Raw genomic sequence first — 21552 nt, forward strand, 5'->3', positions numbered from 1 at the left:
AGGTTTACTACTTAATCCCAGAGTCCCTGCGGATAAAATCCCTGATCCTTCAGATTCTGGATCGCGGCTACCACTACCGGTTTGTCCTCTTTATAGGTCACTCCGTACCATTTATCCTGTGTGGTAAGGACCCTGACTGCTGCCTTTTTTTCCTGGAGGAGCTCGTCAACTACAAACGGAAGGAAATATTCGCATTTCAGAGGATTTTCCGGAATGCTCTTTTCAAGGAATACCGGGAAGCGTTTTACCAGCTCTTTCATAAATCCGCCGGTGAAGCCCCACATATTCATGGATACCGGAGTCTCTCCTGGGAGACTTGTCCAGGTTTTTCCATCGTCCTCTGTGTAGGCTGCTCCGCCGTCACGTTTCTCAATGTGTGTTCGCTCATTGATATCTGCAAGATATCCATTTTCATCTGTCTCACAGACACCTCTGGAAACGTAGCCATTGTCTGTCAGGGTATTCTCAAGACGGTAGCCTACCATCATATACTGGGCAGGTACGGTGTCCTCCTGGGCCTGGATCAGGAAATCATACGCCATCTTAAAGGCATGGGTTCCATAATAATCATCTGCATTGATCACCACAAACGGTCCGTCGATCTCTCCGGCACAGCTTAATACCGCATGTCCGGTTCCCCATGGCTTCACACGGCCTTCCGGAACCTGGAAGCCTTCCGGGATGTTGTTAAGATCCTGATGCACATAAACGATCTCCACCTTGTCACTTAAGCGGTCGCCGATGGCATCGCGGAAATCCTGTTCATTCTCTTTTTTTATGATGAATATCACTTTCTTAAAGCCTGCACGTACGGCATCATAAATGGAAAAATCCATGATGATATGACCTTCCTGATCTACAGGATCGATCTGTTTCAGTCCGCCGTAGCGGCTTCCCATTCCTGCTGCCATTACTACCAGAACCGGCTCTTTCATAATCTTATTCCTCCTGATTTTTAGAAATACAGGGATTTTTTCCCATACATAGTTTAAGCCGGTCAGATTCTCATCCGACCGGCCTTTGAACCTTTTTTTATTATACTACACTTCACCGTGAAATCCTACTGATTATTTTCAGTTTATTTTCGGTCAGAAGTATTCTCCGGGAAAACGATCTCCATCCTGGTTCCAACTCCCTGTTCACTTTCCACGTTGATCTGTGCATGATGAAGCGTTGCTCCATGCTTCACAATGGAAAGCCCCAGACCTGTTCCGCCGGTCTGTCTGGAATGGCTTTTGTCTACCCGGTAAAAGCGCTCAAAGATCCTTCCCTGTTCACTTTTCGGGATTCCGATCCCGTCATCTGCCACACAGTAGAACGGATGCCCTTTCCGGTTGCCTACCATGATCCGCACATGACCATTCTGTTCTGTATAGCGAACTGCATTGTCTGCAATATTAAAAAGCATCTCATAGAGTACATGGCGGACACCCTTGATCTTCTCTGCACTTCCGGCAAGCTCAAGGAAAATATTTTTCTTTCCGGCAGGATGTCTGAGATTATTTCTTACGTCTTCCGCAAGCTCATAAAGATCCACCTCTTCAAAGGGAACCTCACTGTTGCTTTCATCCAGTCTGGAAAGCTGGATGATATCCGCTACCAGATTGGAAAGTCTTATTGATTCATGGTAGATCCTTCCGGAAAATTCCCGTATATGATCTGCCGGAACCATGCCGTTCATCATAAGCTCCGCATAACCGGAAATGGACATCAGCGGGGTCTTCAGCTCATGGGAAACATTTGCAGAAAATTCCTTCCGGATCTCCTCTGCCTCCTTCAGTTCTTTTACCTGCTGCCGGATCTGCCGGTTCTGTTCATCCACCCGCACAAGAAGGGGACGCAGCTCCTCATAGCACACATTGTTCAGCGGATGCTCCAGATCCAGATCGTTGACCGGACGGATCAGCTCTCTGGTCTGTCTCTGTGCAAAAACAAACTCCAGGATCAGTACCAGGAGCATCAGAAGTCCCAGCACAGCAAGACTTGAGATCCATGTGGAATATATAGAGTCTACGGTTTTTCCTACACGGAGCACGTTTCCGTCATCCAGCTTCACCGCATAATAAAAGGTCTTTTTTGCAAAGGTTTCTGAATAACGGATACTTTCGCTTTTTCCATTTTTTTCTGCCTGTATAAATTCCGGACGATCACTGTGATTTGCCAGTTTTTTCGGAGAGGCCTCAGAATCGTAGAGAACGGTTCCGTCTTTACGGATGAGAGTCACACGACTTGATGATACTGTCCGAAGCTTTTTTGTGAGAAAGGAATCTCCATACTCATCCATGGCAAGGCAGATATACTGCGCTTCCTCACGGACTCCCCGCTGCATGTATGTGTTTAATTTACTGTAGGTGACCACACTTGCTGCCAGAAACGTGACAAGAACAGCAAAAATGATCATAATGCTTGTATGATGCAGAATTTTCTTTTTCATACATGATCTCCGATCCGGTATCCCACGCCACGCACTGTCTCGATCAGATTTCCGGCTTCCCCCAGCTTTTGTCGGAGAGTCCGTACATGAACATCTACAGTCCTTGTTTCTCCGTCAAAATCATAGCCCCACACATGGCACAGGATCTGGTTTCTGGACATGACCAGTCCTTTGTTCTCCATAAGATATTCCAGGAGCTCGAATTCCTTTCTGGTCAGCTCCTTCACCTCACCCTGATAGCTGACTTCGTGACGGGACACATTGACACGAAGACCCTTACAGTGCAGCTCCCTCTCTTCGCTCTGCCTTGCGCAGCGCCGAAGGACCGCTTTGACCCTGGCTACAAATTCCATCATCCCGAAGGGCTTGGTGATGTAATCATCTGCGCCGCCCTCCAGACCTTTTACCTTGTCAAACTCCGCTTCTTTGGCTGTGACCATGATCACCGGGATATCCCGGGTCCTGGTATCACTTTTCAGTCGTTTCAAAATATTATACCCATCTTCACCCGGGAGCATGATATCCAGCAGGATCAGTTCCGGCATATTTTTTTTCATGGCTGTGTCAAGTTCTGCCCCGGTTTCAAAACCTTCTGCCTCAAAGCCTGTTGTCTCCAGGGTATAGACAAGAAGCTCTCTGATATTTCTCTCATCTTCCACACAGTAGATCATTCTATATCCTCTCTGTTCGTTTTTTTGCCGTTGGCACTTCATAATCGTCTGGTCTTTTCTGTTCCATGCCTTCAGTATAACTGCTTTCTTTTTACTGCACAAGCCCTGGCCGTCTGCTGATACAGATAACCAGGGCATAGCATTATTTCGATATCTTTTTATTGGCTGCCTGCCGCTGCCATCTGGGCTGCCGCCGGCTCATCCTTTATTTCCGGAAGCTGATACTGACTCCGGATCACCTCCAGCGCACGGTAGAAGGTTTCGTCCGGCCCATGTTTGATCTGCTTCAGGTGCTGATGTGTATCAAAAGCATCTTCATGAACCTGTGTCACACAAACACCGATATTGGAACAGTGATCTGCCACACGCTCCAGGCTGGTAGTCACATCGGACAGGATGAATCCCATTTCAATAGTACATTCTCCGGCGCGAAGTCTCTGGATATGCCGGTACTTCAGTTCCTTGCTGAGTTCATCGATCACTTCCTCCAGTGGCTCGATCTCTCTCGCAAGCTGCACATCCTGATTTTCGTAAACCTTGTAAGCAATATCAACAATGTCTTCCACCGCATGCTCCATGACACGTAACTCTTCCAGCGCCTTATCTGAAAACTTCAGACCTTTTTCATAAAGCTCCTGTGCGGATTCCATGATGTTCACACCGTGATCGGAAATCCTCTCGAAATCACCGATACAGTGGAGCATGATGGAAACACTGTGACTGTCATGAACGGAAAGATCCTTCTGGTTCAGTTTTACAAGATAGGTTCCAAGTTCATCCTCATAACGGTCTACCTTTTTCTCTGCTTCTTCCACCAGAGCCTTTCCTTCTGCGCTGAAATTCTTCAGAAGGTCCAGGGCGGTAAACAGAGTTCTGTGAGAATCCTCTGCCATTTTTTTCGCTGCATTCCTGCTCTGCTCAACTGCAAATGCAGGTTTCTCCAGAAAACGGCTTTCCAGGATCATGAAATCCGGATCTGCTGCCACCTTCTCCTCCTCTTCCTTCCTGTCGCGGATAGTAAGACAGGCAAGCTTCTCCAGAGCCTTTCCAAACGGAAGAAGAACAAGAGTTGCCGTGATATTGAAGGCACTGTGCAGGATCGCGATCCCGGCCGGAGTCGCTGCCTGTGCCATAAATGAAAAATGTACTGCTGCATTTATCGCATAAAATACTGCCATGAACAGCATGGTTCCGATCAGATTGAAATACAGATGGACCATAGCCGCACGTTTTGCGTTTTTGCTGGCTCCGATGGCTGAAAGGATCGCAGTGATACAGGTACCGATATTCTGTCCCATGATAATAGGAAGTGCTGCACTGAACGGTACCATTCCGGTAAGGCACAGTGCCTGGAGGATACCAACCGATGCGGAGGACGACTGGATGATCGCTGTCAGCACTGCTCCGGCCACAACTCCAAGGATCGGATTGGAGAATTTCACCAGCATTCCGGTAAACTCCGGTACCTCTGCAAGAGGTTCCACAGCTCCGCTCATGGCATTCATTCCATACATCAGGATCGCAAAGCCTACAAAGATCGCTCCCACGTCCTTTTTCTTCTGGCTTTTTGTAAACATGATCAGAACCACGCCGATCAGTGCCAGGATCGGTGAAAATGACGTCGGCTTAAAAAGCTGGATAATAAAGTTATCACTCTGGATACCTGTAAGACTTAAGATCCATGAGGTTACGGTAGTACCGATATTGGCACCCATGATGATTCCCACAACCTGGGACAGCTTCATGATTCCCGAGTTTACAAAACCAACGACCATAACGGTAGTTGCCGAGGATGACTGAATCACTGCAGTCACACCCAGTCCAAGAAGAACGGCTCTGATGGGATTGGAGGTAAGTGTCTCCAGGATCCGCTCAAGCTTTCCGCCTGCAACTTTCGCAAGCCCGTCTCCCATTAAGTTCATTCCATAAAGGAAAATAGCAAGTCCGCCAAGCAATGCCAGTACGCTGAAAAAGTCCATAATACTCTCCTTCACTTTCTCTTTTTGATATGTTTGATTTCCTTTTTTCTCATTTCAACGATTTTCATAATAGCGGCCTATTGTAAAATTTTCCCCACTGGAATGTAAAATCTGTGTAAAAAAAATAAAACAGAGGATCCTGTTACGGGAAACCGATTTCCCGTCAGGATCTCTCTGTCCTATATATCGTACAGTGGTTTTTATCCTTATGATGTGTTTTGTGCTGCGGACATTCTCATTCTGCTGAGCTGCATGCTCATGAGCAGAGCTGCCCTGCGATCTGTGATCAGAATCCGCGGATCTCCTCATCCTCAGATCCAGTCTTGTCGATGGATTTTATTACAAGGTAATAGCTGTAATCATCATTGACCTTTACTTCCACCCGGTCTCCTACACGATGACCGCGCAGTGCCTTGCCGATAGGCGATTCAATACTGATACGGTTTTCCATGGAATTTCCGCGGATGGAAGTAACCAGCTTGTACTTCTCCACCTCATTATCTTCTTCAAAAAGAACTTCCACGATATCGTCCATTCCCACTTCGTCAGATCTGGAAGCATCGGATACAATGGATGCAGTCTTCAGCATCCTCTCCAGATAACGGATGCGGCTCTCGTTCTGATTCTTATGCTTCTTGGCTGCATAATACTCAAAGTTCTCACTTAAGTCTCCCTGGGCACGTGCCTCCTTGACCGCCTCAATGGCTTCCTTACGTACTACCAGTTTACGGTGTTCGATCTCCTGCTCTATTTTTTCAACATCCTTGCGGGTAAGCTGTTCTCTCATTTCTCTGGCATCTCCTTTTCTTTATAACATTCAGACTGATCCTGAATCTGTTCTCCACTTCCTGTGAAGCTTCTGTCACAGATACAGGATTTCTGGAAGGTTACCGGAAATACCATAGCAGATACGCTCTGCTTTGTCAAACAGCGCATACCTGTTCTTCGGCTTCCTTCTGCTGGTGTACTCGCTGTTCAATATAATCTGCCATATGTTCTTTGGGGATATCCAGTAACATGGAAAATTCAGAATAGAGATGATCCTCTGCAAGCTTCAGATACCGCTCGTCTGTAGCGGTTGTTTTTTTGCCATGAGATAATCTGGCCTGTTTTCTGACGTAGATCGTCTTGATGATCCGAAGAAGATCTCTGCATTCACAGGTACGGATGCATTTCTTGTAGCTATCCTCCCGGAATTTCTCATTCTCAATACTCAGTGTCTCAATGGATGGGATCTCATCGATAAGCCTCTCCGCTTCTTCCCTCGTAATGATTCCGCGAAGCACCTGCTTTCCACCTTCCACCGGTGTAAATATCTTCCCATCTGTTTCTCCTCCGGGCCTCAGTACATAATAAAGCTTCTCGCCGGAGGAACCATCCACCCTCATTGTGGTAACTCCTGTTACCTGGCAGATGCCGGTACGACCATACACAACATATTCGCCTGTTTCAAACATTTTTCCACTTCCTTTCATTTTTTTACTTTTCTTTTGTTATCCTGGCGCTTATTGTGCTCTAATGAAAGCTCCCTGCCAGGTTATATATCCAGACAAGGAGCTTCTCACTGAGGATTCTATCCTTATTTTACTACTTTTCCCATTTATTTGCAAAAGAATTCAAAAAGTTTTTTTATTTTTGTGAAATATGCCCACAATGAAGGCATATATTTTTTGTTATAATTCTTCTTTTTTCTTTCTTCCCAGACGGATGTCTTCCATATGAGATTTCAGTTCCGGTGTCATACTGTCAAAGAGATAGGTTTTGCTGTTGTCCCTGCGCTCCTGCCATTCTTCTCTCATCTGCTGTTTTGCGGAAGCGATCTCTTCTTTGAATCCGCGTGCTGAGATCCTGGCGGCTCCCTGTCCCATAATGATGATCTGCTCCAGTCCGTCTGATGTAGCAACTGTCACGTTATGCTTCCGTCCGATTTTATGGACAGTGCGTTCAATATACTGGTCTGCAGTTTCCGCTTCTTTTGTATAGACAACATGAATGTTATGATACTGGAAGGTTTCCTCCGGATGGCCCTCCACACGGTAGGCATCAAATACCAGGATCAGGATGCAGCCCTTGATCCCCTGATAATCGCTTAATATGTCCATTAACCTGGACTGTGCCGCATGAAAGTCTGCCTGTGCCAGATCTCTTAAATCCTCCCAGGCAAATATGATATTGCAGCCGTCCACCAGCAGATAGTCCTCTCTGTGGATGGCCGGACTGCTGTTTCTCCAGGCGCCGTGACCGGATTTTGCCGGAAGTCCGGAATCTGCTGCACCTTTGCCTCCCTTCCCGGAAAAGCTGCTTCCGCTTTCCGGATTTCCGAAGCTTCGGCTGTTACTGCTGTATTTCTTTGAGCTCACCGGACCAAAGGTTTTCTCAAAGATTGCCTTCAGTTCTTTTTCCTCTTCGTAGCTTCCATACATGGAGGTATATTTTCCACGGCCGGCATTGGCTGTTCTGTGATCCGGACTGTTTTTGGCTGTTCCCTGAACTGAACGCACTCCTGCAGAGCTGTTGTCGGAATCCTCATAGGCATCATTACTGTCCGGAAGCTGAGTTCCTTCCAGATGCATATATTCTTCTACCTCATACCAGGGAACCACGAAGCCTGCTCCATGGGCACAGAATACAGAGCCTGTAGGATTCTCAAGATCTCTCTCGGAATCATATCCGATCTCCTCTGCGATCTGCTCCTGATCCTGACAGGGTTCATAGCCATTCAGAGTACAGGTCATATGACCTCTGCCTCTTGTGTAGGAAACTACCTGGCTCTGATAATCCCTCATTTTTGCCACCGGCGCACTTCCTGTGAGCACCGACAGCTCTCCCTGGGTTTCCGGCCCCTGAAAGGTTCCCTGCATCCTCTGGATATCCGTCATGGCACGTCCTACATTTTCTGCCGGAACCTCAAGTCGGAAGCTGTAATAGGGTTCCAGAAGAAGTGTCTCCGCTTTCTTGAGGCCCTGGCGCACAGCACGGTAGGTCGCCTGCCGGAAATCTCCACCTTCCGTATGCTTCTGATGTGCCCGTCCGGTGAGAAGTGTGATCTGCATATCGGTGATGGGTGATCCGGTAAGGACTCCCAGATGCTCTTTTTCCTCCAAATGTGTCAGGATCAGCCGCTGCCAGTTCCGATCCAGCTGATCTTCATTTGCCGCTGTGAAAAACTGCAGTCCGCTTCCTCTCTCTCCCGGTTCCAGAAGAAGATGCACCTCCGCATAATGACGAAGCGGTTCAAAATGTCCCACACCTTCCACCGGTGCGGCAATGGTTTCTTTGTATACGATATTACCGGTCCCAAATTCTACTGCCACATGAAAGCGCTCCCAGATCAGATGCTTCAGGATCTCGATCTGTACCTCGCCCATCAGCATGGCGTGGATCTCTCCCAGCTGCTCATCCCACATGATATGAAGCTGCGGTTCTTCCTCCTCCAGCTCCTTCAGGCTTTTCAGCATCCTGTGGGCGTCACAGCCCTCCGGAAGGATGATCTGATAATTCAGTACCGGTTCCAGCACCGGCATAGCAGAATCCGCCTCAATGCCAAGTCCCTCTCCCGGATATGTTTCGGTAAGACCTGTAACTGCACAGACGGTTCCTGCCTCTGCCTCTTTGAGCATTTCAAATTTTGCACCAGAATAGATACGGATCTGATCTGCCTTTTCCTCCCAGATCTCCTCTGCCGGAATACCATTTCTTCCTGCATTGGTCAGCGTCTCCTTAACCTTCAGGCTGCCGCCGGTGATCTTCATATAAGTGAGACGGTTTCCCTGCTCATCTCTGGCGATCTTAAAGATCCTGGCTCCGAATTCTGCGGGATAGGACGGTACTGCCATGTAGGTCTCCATTCCATGGATAAAAGCATCTACGCCTTCCATCTTCAGGGCAGATCCAAAGAAGCAGGGAAAAAGCTTTCGCTCCAGGATCAGCTCTGCCACGTCCTTTTTTGTGATCGTTCCTGTTTCCAGGAAGCTTTCCAGAAGGTTCTCCTCACACATGGCGATATTTTCCAGAAAATCATCAGTTCCATTTATTTTATCAGAAGCGCCCTGCGTTTCGGATATATTCTCTTTTTCTGCTTCATTGGCGTTGTCTTTCAGCTGCATTCCTTCAGCTGACGGAGATTTCCCGGAGTTATCCACAGGATTCTCCTTTTTCCCTGCTGCTTCTGCACCGGAACATTCCAGTTCTCCACTAAAATCCACACAGCATCCGCTTAATTTCTTCTTCAGCTCCTCAAGAAGTCTTTCCCTGTCTGTTCCTTCCTGGTCCATTTTATTTACGAAAAGAAATGTTGGGATCTTATACTGTGTCAGCAGTCTCCACAATGTCTGTGTATGCCCTTGCACACCATCTGCGCCGTTGATCACCAGAATCGCATAATCCAGCACCTGCAGGGTACGCTCCATCTCAGCAGAAAAATCCACATGCCCCGGCGTATCCAGAAGTGTCACTTCCATATCCCCCATGGAAAAAACTGCCTGCTTTGAAAAAATGGTGATTCCTCTCTCCCTCTCAAGCTCATAGGTATCCAGATACGCATCCTTGTGATCGACTCTTCCGATTTTCCGGATCCTTCCGCATTTAAAAAGCAGGCCTTCCGATAATGTCGTCTTTCCTGCATCCACATGGGCAAGCACGCCCAGGCTTATATGTCTGTGTTTTATATTCTGAGGTTTTTCTCCCATTGAAAATACCCCTTTCTGTTGTAATGATATCCAATATCATAACATAGAAAGGGGTATAAGTCGAATTTTGTTTCGGTCTGTGATTTAGGAATCCAGGTAGGCTTTCAGCTTCTCCAGATCCTTTTTCATATCTGCTCTTCCTATCTGGTAGATCCGCTCCAGATTGCTCTCATCACGCTCGATCATCGCCGCCTGGATGGGACTGCTCGGACGGATGATATGAACGCGACCCTCTTTTTCCAGAGAAGCCAGTTCCTCCAGTGTTTCATTATAATGGATATGCCGTTCCTCCAGATCCTTCAGAAAAGCCGGATATTTATGTAATACTGCTTTCAGAAAAAGCTGCATCTTCGGGTTTGCTTTTTTTCGGTACTTCACATCTCTGGTAAGCACCACTACGTTTTTTTCGTATCCCCGGGAAAGCATCCACTTAACCGGGATCGGATCAGACACACCACCATCCAGAAGTCTCTTTCCCCCAAGCTTCACCGGTCGGGAGGCTATCGGGATCGATGCAGACGCACGCATCCATTCAATATCCTCCACATCTCCGTTGGGACATTCATGATACACCGGTTTTCCTGTATCCAGGTCCGTACACACCACTGTAAATTTCATGGGATTTTCTGCGTAGGTCTGACGGTCAAAAATATCCAGCTTCCAGGGCAGTTCATAATATCCGAATTCCCGGCTGTATACATCTCCTGTGGTGATCCAGTTCCGGATGCTTGCAAGTCTTTTATCCTTGCAGTACTTTTTGTTATAGCGAAGAACTCTTCCGATCTGCCTGGACTTATAATTGCATCCAAAAACAGCTCCAGCCGATACGCCCACCGCACTGTCCGCGTAAATCTCATTTTCCATCAGAACATCGATCACACCGGCGGTATACAAGCCTCGCATACCGCCGCCCTCCATAACGATACTGAATTTTTTCAATTGTGTTTCTTTCATTTATTTGTCCTCTGTATTCTGTCTGGCAGACTCTGCTGCCCTTATGCTGTCATCTTTTATGTCCCATTTATTGTACTTTTTGAATTATATCTGTCTTTTCTGCCATATATCTATATCCATTATCAGAATATCTTGGTTGTCCACTTGCTCATATCCCAGACTTCATTTACCACATCCTGGTAAAATTCCGGTTCATGGCAGATGAGAAGGATACTTCCGCGGTATTCCCGGAGAGCTTTTTTCAGCTCGTCTTTTGCATCTACATCCAGATGATTGGTAGGCTCGTCCAGAAGAAGAATATTGGTGTCACGGTTCACCAGCTTGCAAAGACGCACTTTTGCCTGCTCACCACCGCTTAAAACTCGTACCTGGCTCTCAATATGCTTGGTCGTCAGGCCACATTTTGCCAGCGCGGAACGCACTTCATACTGGGAAAATGACGGGAATTCCTGCCAGAGCTCTTCGATACAGGTAGTTCGATTCTCACCTTTAACTTCCTGCTCAAAATATCCGATCTCAAGGTTCTCGCCCTGCTCCACGCTTCCAGAAAGAGGCTTGATCAGTCCAAGAAGGCTTCGAAGAAGTGTTGTTTTTCCTATTCCATTGGTTCCCACCAGTGCGATCTTCTGTCCTCGCTCCATAGTAAAATTCAGCGGCTTGGAAAGCGGCTCATCATAACCGATCACAAGATCATGGGTCTCAAAAAGCATCTTTCCTGGTGTTCGGCCATAACGGAATTTGAACTCCGGCTTCGGCTTCTCTGCTGCCAGCTCGATCACATCCATCTTGTCCAGCTTTTTCTGTCGGGACATAGCCATGTTTCTTGTGGAAACACGGGCCTTATTCCTTGCTACGAAATCCTTCAGCTCACTGATCTCCTGCTGCTGTTTGCGGTAAGCAGCCTCCAGCTGTGCCTTCTTGACCGCATAGACCTCCTGAAAATGATCGTAATCTCCTACATAACGGTTCAGTTCCTGATTTTCCATATGATAGATAATGTTAACTACAGAATTCAGGAACGGAATATCGTGGGAAATAAGGATAAATGCATTCTCATAATCCAGAAGATATCTTTTCAGCCATGCAATATGCTCCTCATCCAGATAGTTGGTAGGCTCATCCAGAAGCAGGATGTCAGGCTTCTCGAGAAGAAGCTTCGCAAGAAGTACCTTGGTTCGCTGTCCGCCGCTTAGATCCGTAACATCACGGTCAAGCCCCAGATCCAGAAGGCCCAGAGCTCTAGCAACCTCCTCCACTTTGGCATCGATCGCATAAAAATCGTGAAGTGTCAGTTCGTCCTGGATCGTTCCAAGCTCTTCCATCAGACCATCCATCTCGTCAGGATCTGCAGTTCCCAGCTTGTCGCAGATCTCGTTCATCCGTTCTTCTTTTTTGAGAAGAGGATCAAAAGCGGATTTCAGCACCTGGCCGATGGTCATCCCCTTTTCCAGAACTGCATGCTGATCCAGATAGCCTGCATGGACATTTTTTGCCCACTCTACCTTACCCTCATCCGGCATCAGTTTTCCGGTCACGATACTCATAAATGTGGACTTTCCTTCGCCATTAGCGCCTACAAGTCCGATGTGTTCTCCCTTAAGAAGCCGGAAAGATACATCTTCGAAAATCGCTCTGTCTCCAAACCCGTGGGTCAGGTGTTCTACATTTAAAATACTCATTTGTTATATTCCTTTATCATTGTGGTTTTTCTGTTTTCCCGGAAGGGATTTTTAATAATGCTATAGTATTATACTTGATATTTTTCTCTGCTGTAAAGTCAAATCTCTGTATACACTACAATCGGCTGACTGGCAGCTTTTTGTATTACCGGTTAAGCTGCTGAATACTATTGAATAATTTTCCATCTTCCTACCTCATTATCTTCTGTAAAAATCCTGTTCTTATTTATTATGCCATCGGATCTCACCGTTTAATATGATCGGATAACGGATCAGCTTGTCTGAATCAAGGTTTTCCGCATACATATCTACTGCGGTTATCTGGTGATTATCATATGTGGTATAATAATAGATCCCCTTTGTCGTGTTGCAGCATGAAGTATAGATTGTGATCTCATATGCGCCCTCTGATACCTCACAGCATCCCCGCTGCTGATCAACAGAGCCTAAAATATGGAAAAACTGGCTGACACTTTCGTTTTCCCCATCTCCGGATATTGCGTTTAATTTTGTAAATGCAACCTTTACAAATCTTGACTGGCTTGAAAGATCTCCCGGAATTCCCATTCCGCCCATTCCTCTGCTGTATGGATCCAGCTCCAGCACTCCTGCAAATGTACTTTCCGGCTGCTTTCTGGATACACCCGCATAATTGTTAAGTGCAAACATCTGACCGGGGAATGGAGGATTATTTGTAAGTACGCCAACAGGATCGTCATAGATGTGCATTCCGTCTTTCATAGATTCTACAACGATGCATTCCTCCTTGTCTGCGATCATCCAGTGAAGCTGTGCCGTTGGAAGCTGTTCACTGAAGGGTGTTCCCATAAGCTCCATATTGGAAAGCATCCTCCTTGCTTCAGCCACCGAAGCACACTGGGTAAGGATCCATGGAATAAATTCATATTGCGCCACCTGGACAAGATCTTTATTTGCCTCTGTCGCTTCATCTGCATATGCCGCATTCCCCACAAAGTTAAGTCCTGCCATACCCAGTCCCTTTTCATTAGCCGCATCATAATAAAGCGGATAATCTCCTGCTACAAACGCCATTCCTATAAGAGCATAATGTGTTTTTGCTTTTCCTGCATATCGGAAATCGAACTCATAATTTCTTGGGGTTATGGTCACCTCTTCCCCATAGGAAAACTCATAGTCAAGAGTTCTTCCCATATAAAAATCCTTTGTCTGATACGTTGCTGCTGTACACATAGATCTACACCTCTTCCTTACAATAATCCTGCAAACAATCTCATGAAAAGCTGTCCCAGACGAAGATATGCACTGCGTCCTGTACGGTATTGTTCTGTTACTTCCCGACATTCCTTCATTGTTTCTTCCAGGTCATTTCGTATGGATAACACAGCCGGACTGTCTGCCATAAAGCATCCGTTTTCAAAATGATGATAAAGACTTCTGTAATCCAGATTTATGGTTCCGCAGGTTGCCATACAGTCATCTGCCACGCTCATCTTGGCGTGACAGAAGCCAGGTGTCCACTCGTAGATCCGCACCCCATTTTTAACCAGTCCATGATAAAAGGAACGTGTAACACTGTAAATCATTTTTTTATCCGGGATACCCGGTGTAATGATCCTGACATCAATCCCCCGCTTTGCAGCAAGACACAGCGCATGTGTCATTTCATCCGTAATGATCAGATATGGCGTTATAAACCAGCAGTATTTTTCAGCTTTGTTGACCATGCTGATATAAACTTCCTCTCCTACCTGTTCATCATCCATTGGACTATCTGCATAAGGCTGTACAAATCCGTTCTGATCTGCCTTATATTCTGATCTTATAAAATATTTGCTGAAATCCTCATTATTATTCCTGTCATTGGCTGCATTCCACATTTCAAGGAATGTTGCTGTCAGCGACTGAACTGCATCGCCTTCAAGACGAATCCCGGTATCCTTCCATTGTCCGTAAGGATTGGTGTAATTAAAATATTCATTTGCCAGATTATAGCCGCCTGTGAAAGCTACTTTTCCATCGATCACAGTTATTTTTCGATGATCACGGTTGTTCAGAAATACATTCAGACCCGGCATAAACGGATTAAATACCCGGCAGTGGATTCCGATCTGCTCCATCTTTTTTACAAAATCCGTATTAATAAAGCCAATAGAGCCCATATCATCATAAAATACTCGCACTTCCACGCCTGCCTGTACACGCTCCTCCAGCACTTTCTGGATCTTTTTCCAGGCCTCTGCATCTTCTATCGCATGGTATTCCATAAAAATAAACTTTTCAGCCTTTGACAGTGCTGATAACTGTGCTTCTAATCCCTTTACCGCCTCATCATAATAAACAATATCCGTATTCTGGTATACAGGATAACCTGCATTTTTCCAAATATACTCACTGATATTTCCTGCTTTGGGGATTTTATTTTTGATATTTTCCAGTTTTTCCCGATTGTCCGGCAGAAGCGGCAGAAGCTTTCTGTCGATATCCGCATATCGTTCTCGCATTTTACGGGTTCCGCCATTTAATCCAATCAGAAGATACAGTGCTACACCCATGATCGGAAACACAAGTATCAGAATGATCCACGGCATTTTCATGGAAGAGGTCTGATCGGATGCATATAGTGCCAGAACCAGAATTCCTGCAAAGACTCTAGTCAGCAGATTAACGATCTCCGCATATTCATTCAGCCTTGTGATCACGATAATGATAAAAGCTGCTTCCAACAAAATACAAAGCACCGAAAAGCATAATCGAATGACACCGTTTTTCGTTTTTGCTCTACCCTCCAGTGTATCCTGCTTCATAAAACCGCCCCTTTCTGCATTGAATGAGAATTTTCTGTTGTGCGTAAGCCTAACTGAATATTCCTGTTGCGTAATAAAATCAACAATTATCTTCTATACTGCAAACAGCGCAGCGCTGACCTGATGATTCCTTGTCCACTGTAATAAAAAATGAAATAAGAAGAAAGCCCTGGAAGCTGCAACTTCGAGGGCTTTTGCTTTTTTCGTTATAAATACTTTAATTCTTTTTTTGCCTGCGAGCATTATATCATATGCGATTTTTCTTCGCAATATACTCTGTATACTTTTTAAGATGTTTCTGTTTTTACTGAACTCTTTGCTTCTATCATTGCAATAACTTTCTCCGCTGGTTTCCCAACTAGACATGTGATTGTTGGTATTCTTTAACCTGTTTTCACTTACCGCTTGTACCGCAACATACCATTTTTCAATTCAATAAATTTTCCGTTAAAGATTTCCTGCAACACCTGTCTGCATGGTATCCGTTGCAATCTTCTAACCTCAGACGCTTCCATTACTCGGAAAGTAGTTTGGTGATGATCTTGATAAAATGCAATGAGCGATTCAATATACGGCTCAGCATCTTCAAACGTCCAGTTTGCTTCCTCCTTCAAACGCGAGAATACCGATACCAGACTAATACATCGAACATCTTCAAAATTTGTAGCGCCATTCCGAGCATTTCGGTCATCGGAGCAGAACACATAAATCTGCTCCCCAAGCATCACCGACAAGACCTGCAACAGCACAAAAGACTTGATTTCTCCAAGATTATTTTTCTTGCCCACTTCGATATCGAGTCGTTCAAGCTCTTTCAAATAATCCTCTCTCGATATCGCCGTGTAATCAGCATCTTCCAATGCTCGATAATGTTCCGAAAAGTAATCTTTAGAAAAAACATCACAGGCCAATTTTAACATCTGTGTATAAGTCGCACACGCCAGCGGCCCTCGTACATGTGACAGGCTTTCAAGAATTTCTTGATCCGTGTAGCTTTTTATCTTTTGCGCGCCAATCTTTTCGCTCAACCAGATTGGCGCATCAGCATTATACCGATTAAGTTCTGTTACGATTTGCGCATGACAAAAGAACACATATTCCGGCAATTCCATGACCCGGTCAATCAAATGATTATCGCCGCCATCTTGAACAGAGTGCGTTTTGGAAATGAAATCGGTATCTAGCAGTGCATATTTTTTCACTTCGCTTTGACACCCCTCAATCCAAACCGTACTCTTTTTTCAGTTGAGTAATGTAAGCCACATCGTCATTTTCTCTGGATTCTGTCAGATACTCATGCTGTCTGTTATACTCAACTTTCTCAAGGAGTGTGCCAAAAGATTCTGTTCCCCTGCCATCAAGCTGCCAGCGCTTTGCCTTACCTATCAGTGATGCCCTTTTCATTACATTCGCAGAACTTATCTCCAGCAGCTTTTCAGCCTGCTGGTGGGATATGTTTCCACTTTCAAACAAGCGCAGTACAACTGCCTTGTAGGGCATAGCAAACATATCCATAAGTATCAAAACGGAATCTACCGAAACCAAATCTTTATCAATTCCATACAGTAGAATTTGCTCATGGAGAAGTTGATCCGGCATCAAAAGCAGACCTGCGAAGGCATTAGCTTCCAAGTCCTCCTGTGTTCTTCCTGTTTCATCACCTGTTGCCGAATCCAGCATAGAACCATTTTTTATATAGCTCTGGTCTGCATTTTCTACATAACAGTAGATATGATACAATTCATGCGACGCAGCGAAAAACTGCTTACATAGTGGAAGTGCCGTATTTACGCACACAAAAATCGTATCCTGCTTCAAAAAAGTCAATGCCCATAATTCATCATCATGAATTGGAAAACGAAGCAGTTCCAGTGCAATTTCTTTCTTTCTTGCATAGTTCTGTATAACAGCAAAAATATTATCTTTGATAATAGAATTACCGACATACTCTGCCGAAAACTGCCTGACAACAGATTGAATTTCATCAAATTTCCTGTTTTGGCTTACAAAAAGGCTATCTTTCAGAACATTGTTCATCACTTATCCTCCCAGAGCTGCTCCATCTTTTTGCCATTCTCGCATGCCCTAGTGTGGAACAGAATCATGTCGGACAGTTCATCCGCAAGCCGGATTCCCTTTCTTGCTTCTTCTGTTTTAACACGCCCCATAAACGCATGAATCACATTCGTATCCATCGGCTTTTCTGGCATCTTCATCAGAGAATCCATCGACACATGCAGATATTCAGAAATCTTATGAAGTTCAATCGCATTGATTGCTCTTGCACCATTCATAATTTTGCTCATTGTCTGTTTGGAGACTCCAATTCCTTCTGCCAGATCAACCTGCTTTTTGTTTTCTTTTTTCAGTTCAGCCTGAATGTTGTTTGCAATTATCATATTTACATCCAGCATATAATCGCCTCCTGTTCTTGTACTTATATTATACGCTCTTTCACATAGAATATCAATTATTTAGAGACTGATCTTAGTTTTTAATTTATTTTGTCGCTATTTTAGTTACAAGTCATCGCTAACCTTCAGAAGAGTGGTTTACACTAACGCTATAAACCTGTATTTTCCTCATTCAAAAGACCTTCTACAACCTCAACAGAGAGATTTCTATGATAGAACAGCTCATTGCCGAAGCAACAAAATTTGATTTCAAAGTTGCTCTCAAAACGAATCCACCAAAAAACCGGTTAAAAAACACCCCATTGCTTTTCCAACGAGGCTTGTAATTGTTGCAGGTCGACAAAATGCTTGTTTCTACACCCCTTGACCTTTCTTTCTTGTTTATAATGAGAAAGAAAGAAAAAGAAAGGAAAGGCAACCTTTTCAAATCTGGATCGAACTGACAGAAGAGATTATCCAGAGGATGCAATCAGAGAATCTTTACTGAACAGCATTGTTCACCGTGATTACTCTTTCAGCGGAAGCAATCTGGTCAATGTCTATGAGGATAGAATCGAATTTGTCTCTCTTGGAGGTCTTGTATCCGGTCTGGAACTGGAATCCATGCCTTTTAGATTTTCTTCGCAATCGTAGACAGCTCCGAAAAAGAGCCTCATGACGGTGAAGAAAAAATCCAGAGCTGTGTTTCTTTCCACTTAGCCTTCGTTAGTTTCTTTCTGTCCCGAACACACCTTTTACCTGAATTCTGAAATCCAGCTTGTTGTTGGTCAATCCCTGCATGAGCTACACATTCTTATATCTGGGCAGGAAGATTGGACTGATAGACTGAATATCTTGCTCATTAATACAATGAGCCGTCATGAACTTTTTCGTCATATGGGGCTTTATATCTGACAGTACCTGTGACATAGAATCCTTTTTTTCTTCTATCACTCATCTATATTTTCCTATCATTGGTCAGTCAGTGACTTGCTCCCACTGGGCCCAAAAGCATTTTGCTGGAGCTGTCATATTCTTTTCCAGTGAGTTCAGACCGAACAATATCATCATTCAACATTTTAATAAATGCCGCTGCCTCTTTTTGTGAAGAAATCACAATATGATCTTCTTCAAACTTGAACATAGTTTTGTAGCGAGAATGCTTTTTCAGATTCTCTAACAAATCGTTCTTTTTCATCTGCAAAACAGGCGAATTTTTTGCCTTTAATAACTTCTTTGCATTTGTCAACTTACTTTTATTTTCAAACGCAACAAACTTTTCAAGGCTATCTACAATATCCAGATCGCGAATAATCTCAATCGTCTTCTGTGCCCCCGCTCGTATGTATTGCTCAAATCCAAAAAATCTCTGCATAAGATCCATTTTTGCCGTAACAACACTTGAAGAAAAGATAATTACATCTGCTCGTGAATCTATCTGCACAATATCGCTATCAATTTCATCGTATGTATCACCAACAAATAGGGCTATAACATTTTTACTTCGATCAATTCTTGATACAGAGTATATATGTTGATAAACCCAAAAGTACTTGTCATTCAAATTGATTCTAAAAAGAAATCCAGACAGTTTATTTCTATCGCTTTCCGAGTAGTACTCCGTACGCTTTTCAGCATCATCAAGAAAAGTAAAGGGTCTATAGTTCTCTATCAGACTAATCTCATAAAATTCTTTCTTATTGTCTGCAATATTTTCTGATGTATCAAATTCGACATCATCTGCAAGATAGGTACAATTGATAAAACCTGCCACCTTATCTTTTGTGCTAGAAAGCAACTTATCTGTTGCTCTGATTTTTTTGGTTTGATATCCACTTTCATCGCGTAGGCAGGCATATATTTCAATACCGCAAACTGAACCAGAAAACATTATCGACTTAATCGATGCCTGAATTTCTTCCTTGGTCATTTGTTCATCTCCTTCATGTAGAGGACTGTATCATTAATCACTTTATATTCTACTGTACTAGGATTTTTTAAAAACCTGCCTTTAACTACAGCCAAACAAATTTCATTATTAGTAAAACTGGGAAGAGGAGTTTTGTATTGTCCATGAATGCTCCAAGGAACAAAACGCCATGTGAACCAAATATCTTTTCACCCCAGTTGTCGATTTTCCAGTAATGTAATTTGTGATCCACTTCTGGTTCTTCAAACTGGTTCCAATATTCAACATCACGTAGATATTTATCGATATCAGCCTTGGTCTTTTCCAACGCTTGCCCCTTCGCCTCTCTACTTTCTGTAATACAGATATTGAACTGCGATAACAGCCCTGCCAAGCTCATCAAAGACTTCAAATAACTATTGATTTTTACCGCACGGACGATATAAGTCAGATATCCCTGTTCATTGATGAACTTTGTAATTCCTTCACGATCTATTGTTGGAAGCATCGACATCTGCGATACAGCCGGTGTTAGCACTGGCTGCTCGGTTTCGTACCTTACAGCCATAATATAGCGATTTTCTTTTGTGAAGTGGTCGCATAGAAAACGACATTTCTTTGTCCTTATGCCCCGATCAGGCTCTGGTCAAAAGCAAACAATGCCTCGTTGATTTCATACACATTGTAGTTTCCCCGTTCGACAAAATATTCTACAATGATATCGAATTTGCTCGAATGGGAAAGGGTAAACCCTGCCTTACCGAGCATCTCCTGCATCTGGGCAAGCGGCAGTTCCAAAGCAAGAGCAAATGCCAGCACTGTTGGTTTGGATGGCCTATAGAATTTATCAGAGCGAATTTTGGAAAAGAGCTTCCGGTCAATGTTTGCCTTCTTGTAACACTGGACATCCGTCATGCCGCTTTCGTCAATCTTCCGCAGCAGCATTTCCGAAAAGCTCTCATCAATCTGCCCCAGTGCCTCCTCCAGAGATTGACTGCTGCAAGATTTACAGATTACTTCGGACGGCAGCGGGGCAGATGCAGCTTCAAAGCAGGATTCCTCTGACAGCGCTTCAAGCCGCCGTCTCTGTTCTACTCGACTGTCGGTATGTTCATCCACATACCAGTCATCTATGTACGCCGCGATATCAGCAAACAGTTTTCCGCTAATCTGATATGCCTTCTTATCAAAGATAACGATGTAGACCATCATCTCATTTTTCAGCAAGAATGCACTGATGGTATCGACTGCAACCTTCAGAGCCTGGTCTTTTGGATAGCCGTAGATGCCGGAGGAAATCAGCGGAAAAGCCACCGCCTGACAGCCATTTTCTTTTGCCAGGTTCAAAGATGTCCGATAACAGGATTCCAGAAGCTGTTGTTCCTGATGCTTGCCATCTCGCCAGCGCGGGCCGACTGCATGAATCACATATTTGCAGGGCAGGCGATATCCCTTTGTGATTTTTGCGCTGCCAGTCTCGCAGCCATGCAGCGTACTGCATTCTGCAAGCAGTTCCGGTCCGGCGGCACGATGAATGCAGCCGTCCACACCACCGCCGCCCAAAAGAGAAGTGTTGGCAGCATTGACGATTGCGTCAACGCGCATTTTTGTAATATCGTTTCTGATAATCTGTAACGGCATGAAGCATACCTCCCATTCGTCCGATCAGAGTCCTTGTCTGATCAAATATCTATTAAAGTGTCTCATACATTGCTTTCAATTTTTTCGGCGCTACACTGTTCCTGCAAATACACTGCCATAAAGGGCAAATATATTTGCTTCCCGTCCGTATTGTTCTATGCTATAATACTATTGTTGTCCAACCGAAACCCGGCAACGGGAGGAGGTGAACGTTATAGACACTTTAATTACCTTTATCATCACTGTTGCGGCAGGTGTTACTTGCCATCTCATCTGCAAATGGTTAGACAGACATGATAGGGACAACAAATAGCCTAGTGGTTTCTTATCCACTATAATAAAATAAGAAGAAAGCCCAAGAAGCTGCAACTTCAAGGGCTTTCACTCTTTTTGTTATAAACACTTTAATACCTTTTGC

18 protein-coding genes are annotated in these 21552 nt (G+C 44.6%); all 18 read right to left on the reverse strand.

The window, feature by feature from the left end:
• Positions 1-11: 11 nt before the first annotated feature.
• The gene (locus BN3261_RS09230) at positions 12-935 is read right to left on the reverse strand and encodes a sugar phosphate nucleotidyltransferase (RefSeq protein WP_059086099.1); all 924 of its coding nucleotides are present in this window, start codon (positions 933-935) and stop codon (positions 12-14) included.
• A 143-nt stretch (positions 936-1078) separates the two neighbouring features.
• Entirely contained in the window at positions 1079-2434 is a 1356-nt protein-coding gene (locus tag BN3261_RS09235) for a sensor histidine kinase (RefSeq protein ID WP_021652264.1), read from the reverse strand.
• The gene (locus tag BN3261_RS09240) at positions 2431-3105 is read right to left on the reverse strand and encodes a winged helix-turn-helix domain-containing protein (protein ID WP_044961949.1); all 675 of its coding nucleotides are present in this window, start codon (positions 3103-3105) and stop codon (positions 2431-2433) included. Before BN3261_RS09240 ends, BN3261_RS09235 begins: the two co-directional genes overlap by 4 nt.
• A gap of 158 nt (positions 3106-3263) precedes the next feature.
• Positions 3264-5084, reverse strand: coding sequence for a Na/Pi cotransporter family protein (locus tag BN3261_RS09245; RefSeq protein ID WP_021652262.1), 1821 nt, complete (start codon positions 5082-5084; stop codon positions 3264-3266).
• 286 nt (positions 5085-5370) lie between these two features.
• The gene (greA, locus tag BN3261_RS09250) at positions 5371-5871 is read right to left on the reverse strand and encodes a transcription elongation factor GreA (RefSeq protein ID WP_015527340.1); all 501 of its coding nucleotides are present in this window, start codon (positions 5869-5871) and stop codon (positions 5371-5373) included.
• Entirely contained in the window at positions 5868-6011 is a 144-nt protein-coding gene (locus BN3261_RS17725; RefSeq protein WP_158526432.1) for a hypothetical protein, read from the reverse strand. Before BN3261_RS17725 ends, greA begins: the two co-directional genes overlap by 4 nt.
• Positions 6008-6541, reverse strand: coding sequence for a CarD family transcriptional regulator (locus tag BN3261_RS09255; protein WP_022427065.1), 534 nt, complete (start codon positions 6539-6541; stop codon positions 6008-6010). The genes BN3261_RS17725 and BN3261_RS09255 overlap by 4 nt, the downstream gene beginning before the upstream one ends.
• A 216-nt stretch (positions 6542-6757) precedes the next feature.
• On the reverse strand, positions 6758-9772 hold the full coding sequence (locus BN3261_RS09260; RefSeq protein ID WP_059086100.1) for a translation factor GTPase family protein: 3015 nt from the start codon (positions 9770-9772) through the stop codon (positions 6758-6760).
• 84 nt (positions 9773-9856) lie between these two features.
• Positions 9857-10726: a patatin-like phospholipase family protein gene (locus BN3261_RS09265; RefSeq protein ID WP_110925787.1), complete on the reverse strand. Its 870-nt coding sequence runs from the start codon at positions 10724-10726 to the stop codon at positions 9857-9859.
• A gap of 122 nt (positions 10727-10848) precedes the next feature.
• On the reverse strand, positions 10849-12405 hold the full coding sequence (locus BN3261_RS09270; RefSeq protein WP_021652255.1) for an ABC-F family ATP-binding cassette domain-containing protein: 1557 nt from the start codon (positions 12403-12405) through the stop codon (positions 10849-10851).
• A gap of 222 nt (positions 12406-12627) precedes the next feature.
• Positions 12628-13617 carry a choloylglycine hydrolase gene (bsh, locus tag BN3261_RS09275; RefSeq protein WP_059086101.1) on the reverse strand — a complete coding sequence of 330 codons (990 nt, stop codon included), beginning with the start codon at positions 13615-13617 and terminating at the stop codon, positions 12628-12630.
• A gap of 17 nt (positions 13618-13634) precedes the next feature.
• Entirely contained in the window at positions 13635-15191 is a 1557-nt protein-coding gene (gene cls, locus BN3261_RS09280; protein ID WP_059086102.1) for a cardiolipin synthase, read from the reverse strand.
• A gap of 398 nt (positions 15192-15589) precedes the next feature.
• Positions 15590-16393 carry a hypothetical protein gene (locus BN3261_RS09290; RefSeq protein ID WP_021652251.1) on the reverse strand — a complete coding sequence of 268 codons (804 nt, stop codon included), beginning with the start codon at positions 16391-16393 and terminating at the stop codon, positions 15590-15592.
• 16 nt (positions 16394-16409) lie between these two features.
• Positions 16410-17228, reverse strand: a complete 819-nt coding sequence (locus tag BN3261_RS09295) for an ImmA/IrrE family metallo-endopeptidase (protein WP_021652250.1) — start codon at positions 17226-17228, stop codon at positions 16410-16412.
• Positions 17228-17605, reverse strand: a complete 378-nt coding sequence (locus BN3261_RS09300) for a helix-turn-helix domain-containing protein (protein WP_015527351.1) — start codon at positions 17603-17605, stop codon at positions 17228-17230. The genes BN3261_RS09295 and BN3261_RS09300 overlap by 1 nt, the downstream gene beginning before the upstream one ends.
• A gap of 961 nt (positions 17606-18566) precedes the next feature.
• The gene (locus BN3261_RS09305) at positions 18567-19514 is read right to left on the reverse strand and encodes a DUF4868 domain-containing protein (RefSeq protein ID WP_059086104.1); all 948 of its coding nucleotides are present in this window, start codon (positions 19512-19514) and stop codon (positions 18567-18569) included.
• Between the two features lie 85 nt (positions 19515-19599).
• Positions 19600-20061 (reverse strand): hypothetical protein, encoded by a 462-nt coding sequence (locus BN3261_RS09310; RefSeq protein ID WP_021650598.1) that lies wholly within the window; start codon positions 20059-20061, stop codon positions 19600-19602.
• A gap of 56 nt (positions 20062-20117) precedes the next feature.
• Positions 20118-21134, reverse strand: a complete 1017-nt coding sequence (locus BN3261_RS09315; protein ID WP_059086105.1) for an O-acetyl-ADP-ribose deacetylase — start codon at positions 21132-21134, stop codon at positions 20118-20120.
• Positions 21135-21552: the final 418 nt, after the last annotated feature.

Source organism: Blautia massiliensis (ex Durand et al. 2017) (genome assembly GCF_001487165.1).
Taxonomy (GTDB): Bacteria; Bacillota; Clostridia; order Lachnospirales; family Lachnospiraceae; genus Blautia_A; species Blautia_A fusiformis.

Coding starts and splice junctions, on each gene's coding strand:
- BN3261_RS09265 (WP_110925787.1), bottom strand. CDS start 10,726: ATGAAAGAAACACAATTGAAAAAATTCAGTATCGTTATGGAGGGCGGC.
- BN3261_RS09295 (WP_021652250.1), bottom strand. CDS start 17,228: ATGAACAATGTTCTGAAAGATAGCCTTTTTGTAAGCCAAAACAGGAAA.
- BN3261_RS09230 (WP_059086099.1), bottom strand. CDS start 935: ATGAAAGAGCCGGTTCTGGTAGTAATGGCAGCAGGAATGGGAAGCCGC.
- BN3261_RS09235 (WP_021652264.1), bottom strand. CDS start 2,434: ATGAAAAAGAAAATTCTGCATCATACAAGCATTATGATCATTTTTGCT.
- greA (WP_015527340.1), bottom strand. CDS start 5,871: ATGAGAGAACAGCTTACCCGCAAGGATGTTGAAAAAATAGAGCAGGAG.
- BN3261_RS09310 (WP_021650598.1), bottom strand. CDS start 20,061: ATGGCTGTAAGGTACGAAACCGAGCAGCCAGTGCTAACACCGGCTGTA.
- bsh (WP_059086101.1), bottom strand. CDS start 13,617: ATGTGTACAGCAGCAACGTATCAGACAAAGGATTTTTATATGGGAAGA.
- BN3261_RS09270 (WP_021652255.1), bottom strand. CDS start 12,405: ATGAGTATTTTAAATGTAGAACACCTGACCCACGGGTTTGGAGACAGA.
- BN3261_RS09300 (WP_015527351.1), bottom strand. CDS start 17,605: ATGCTGGATGTAAATATGATAATTGCAAACAACATTCAGGCTGAACTG.
- BN3261_RS09245 (WP_021652262.1), bottom strand. CDS start 5,084: ATGGACTTTTTCAGCGTACTGGCATTGCTTGGCGGACTTGCTATTTTC.
- cls (WP_059086102.1), bottom strand. CDS start 15,191: ATGAAGCAGGATACACTGGAGGGTAGAGCAAAAACGAAAAACGGTGTC.
- BN3261_RS09315 (WP_059086105.1), bottom strand. CDS start 21,134: ATGCCGTTACAGATTATCAGAAACGATATTACAAAAATGCGCGTTGAC.
- BN3261_RS09305 (WP_059086104.1), bottom strand. CDS start 19,514: ATGACCAAGGAAGAAATTCAGGCATCGATTAAGTCGATAATGTTTTCT.
- BN3261_RS09260 (WP_059086100.1), bottom strand. CDS start 9,772: ATGGGAGAAAAACCTCAGAATATAAAACACAGACATATAAGCCTGGGC.
- BN3261_RS09240 (WP_044961949.1), bottom strand. CDS start 3,105: ATGATCTACTGTGTGGAAGATGAGAGAAATATCAGAGAGCTTCTTGTC.
- BN3261_RS09255 (WP_022427065.1), bottom strand. CDS start 6,541: ATGTTTGAAACAGGCGAATATGTTGTGTATGGTCGTACCGGCATCTGC.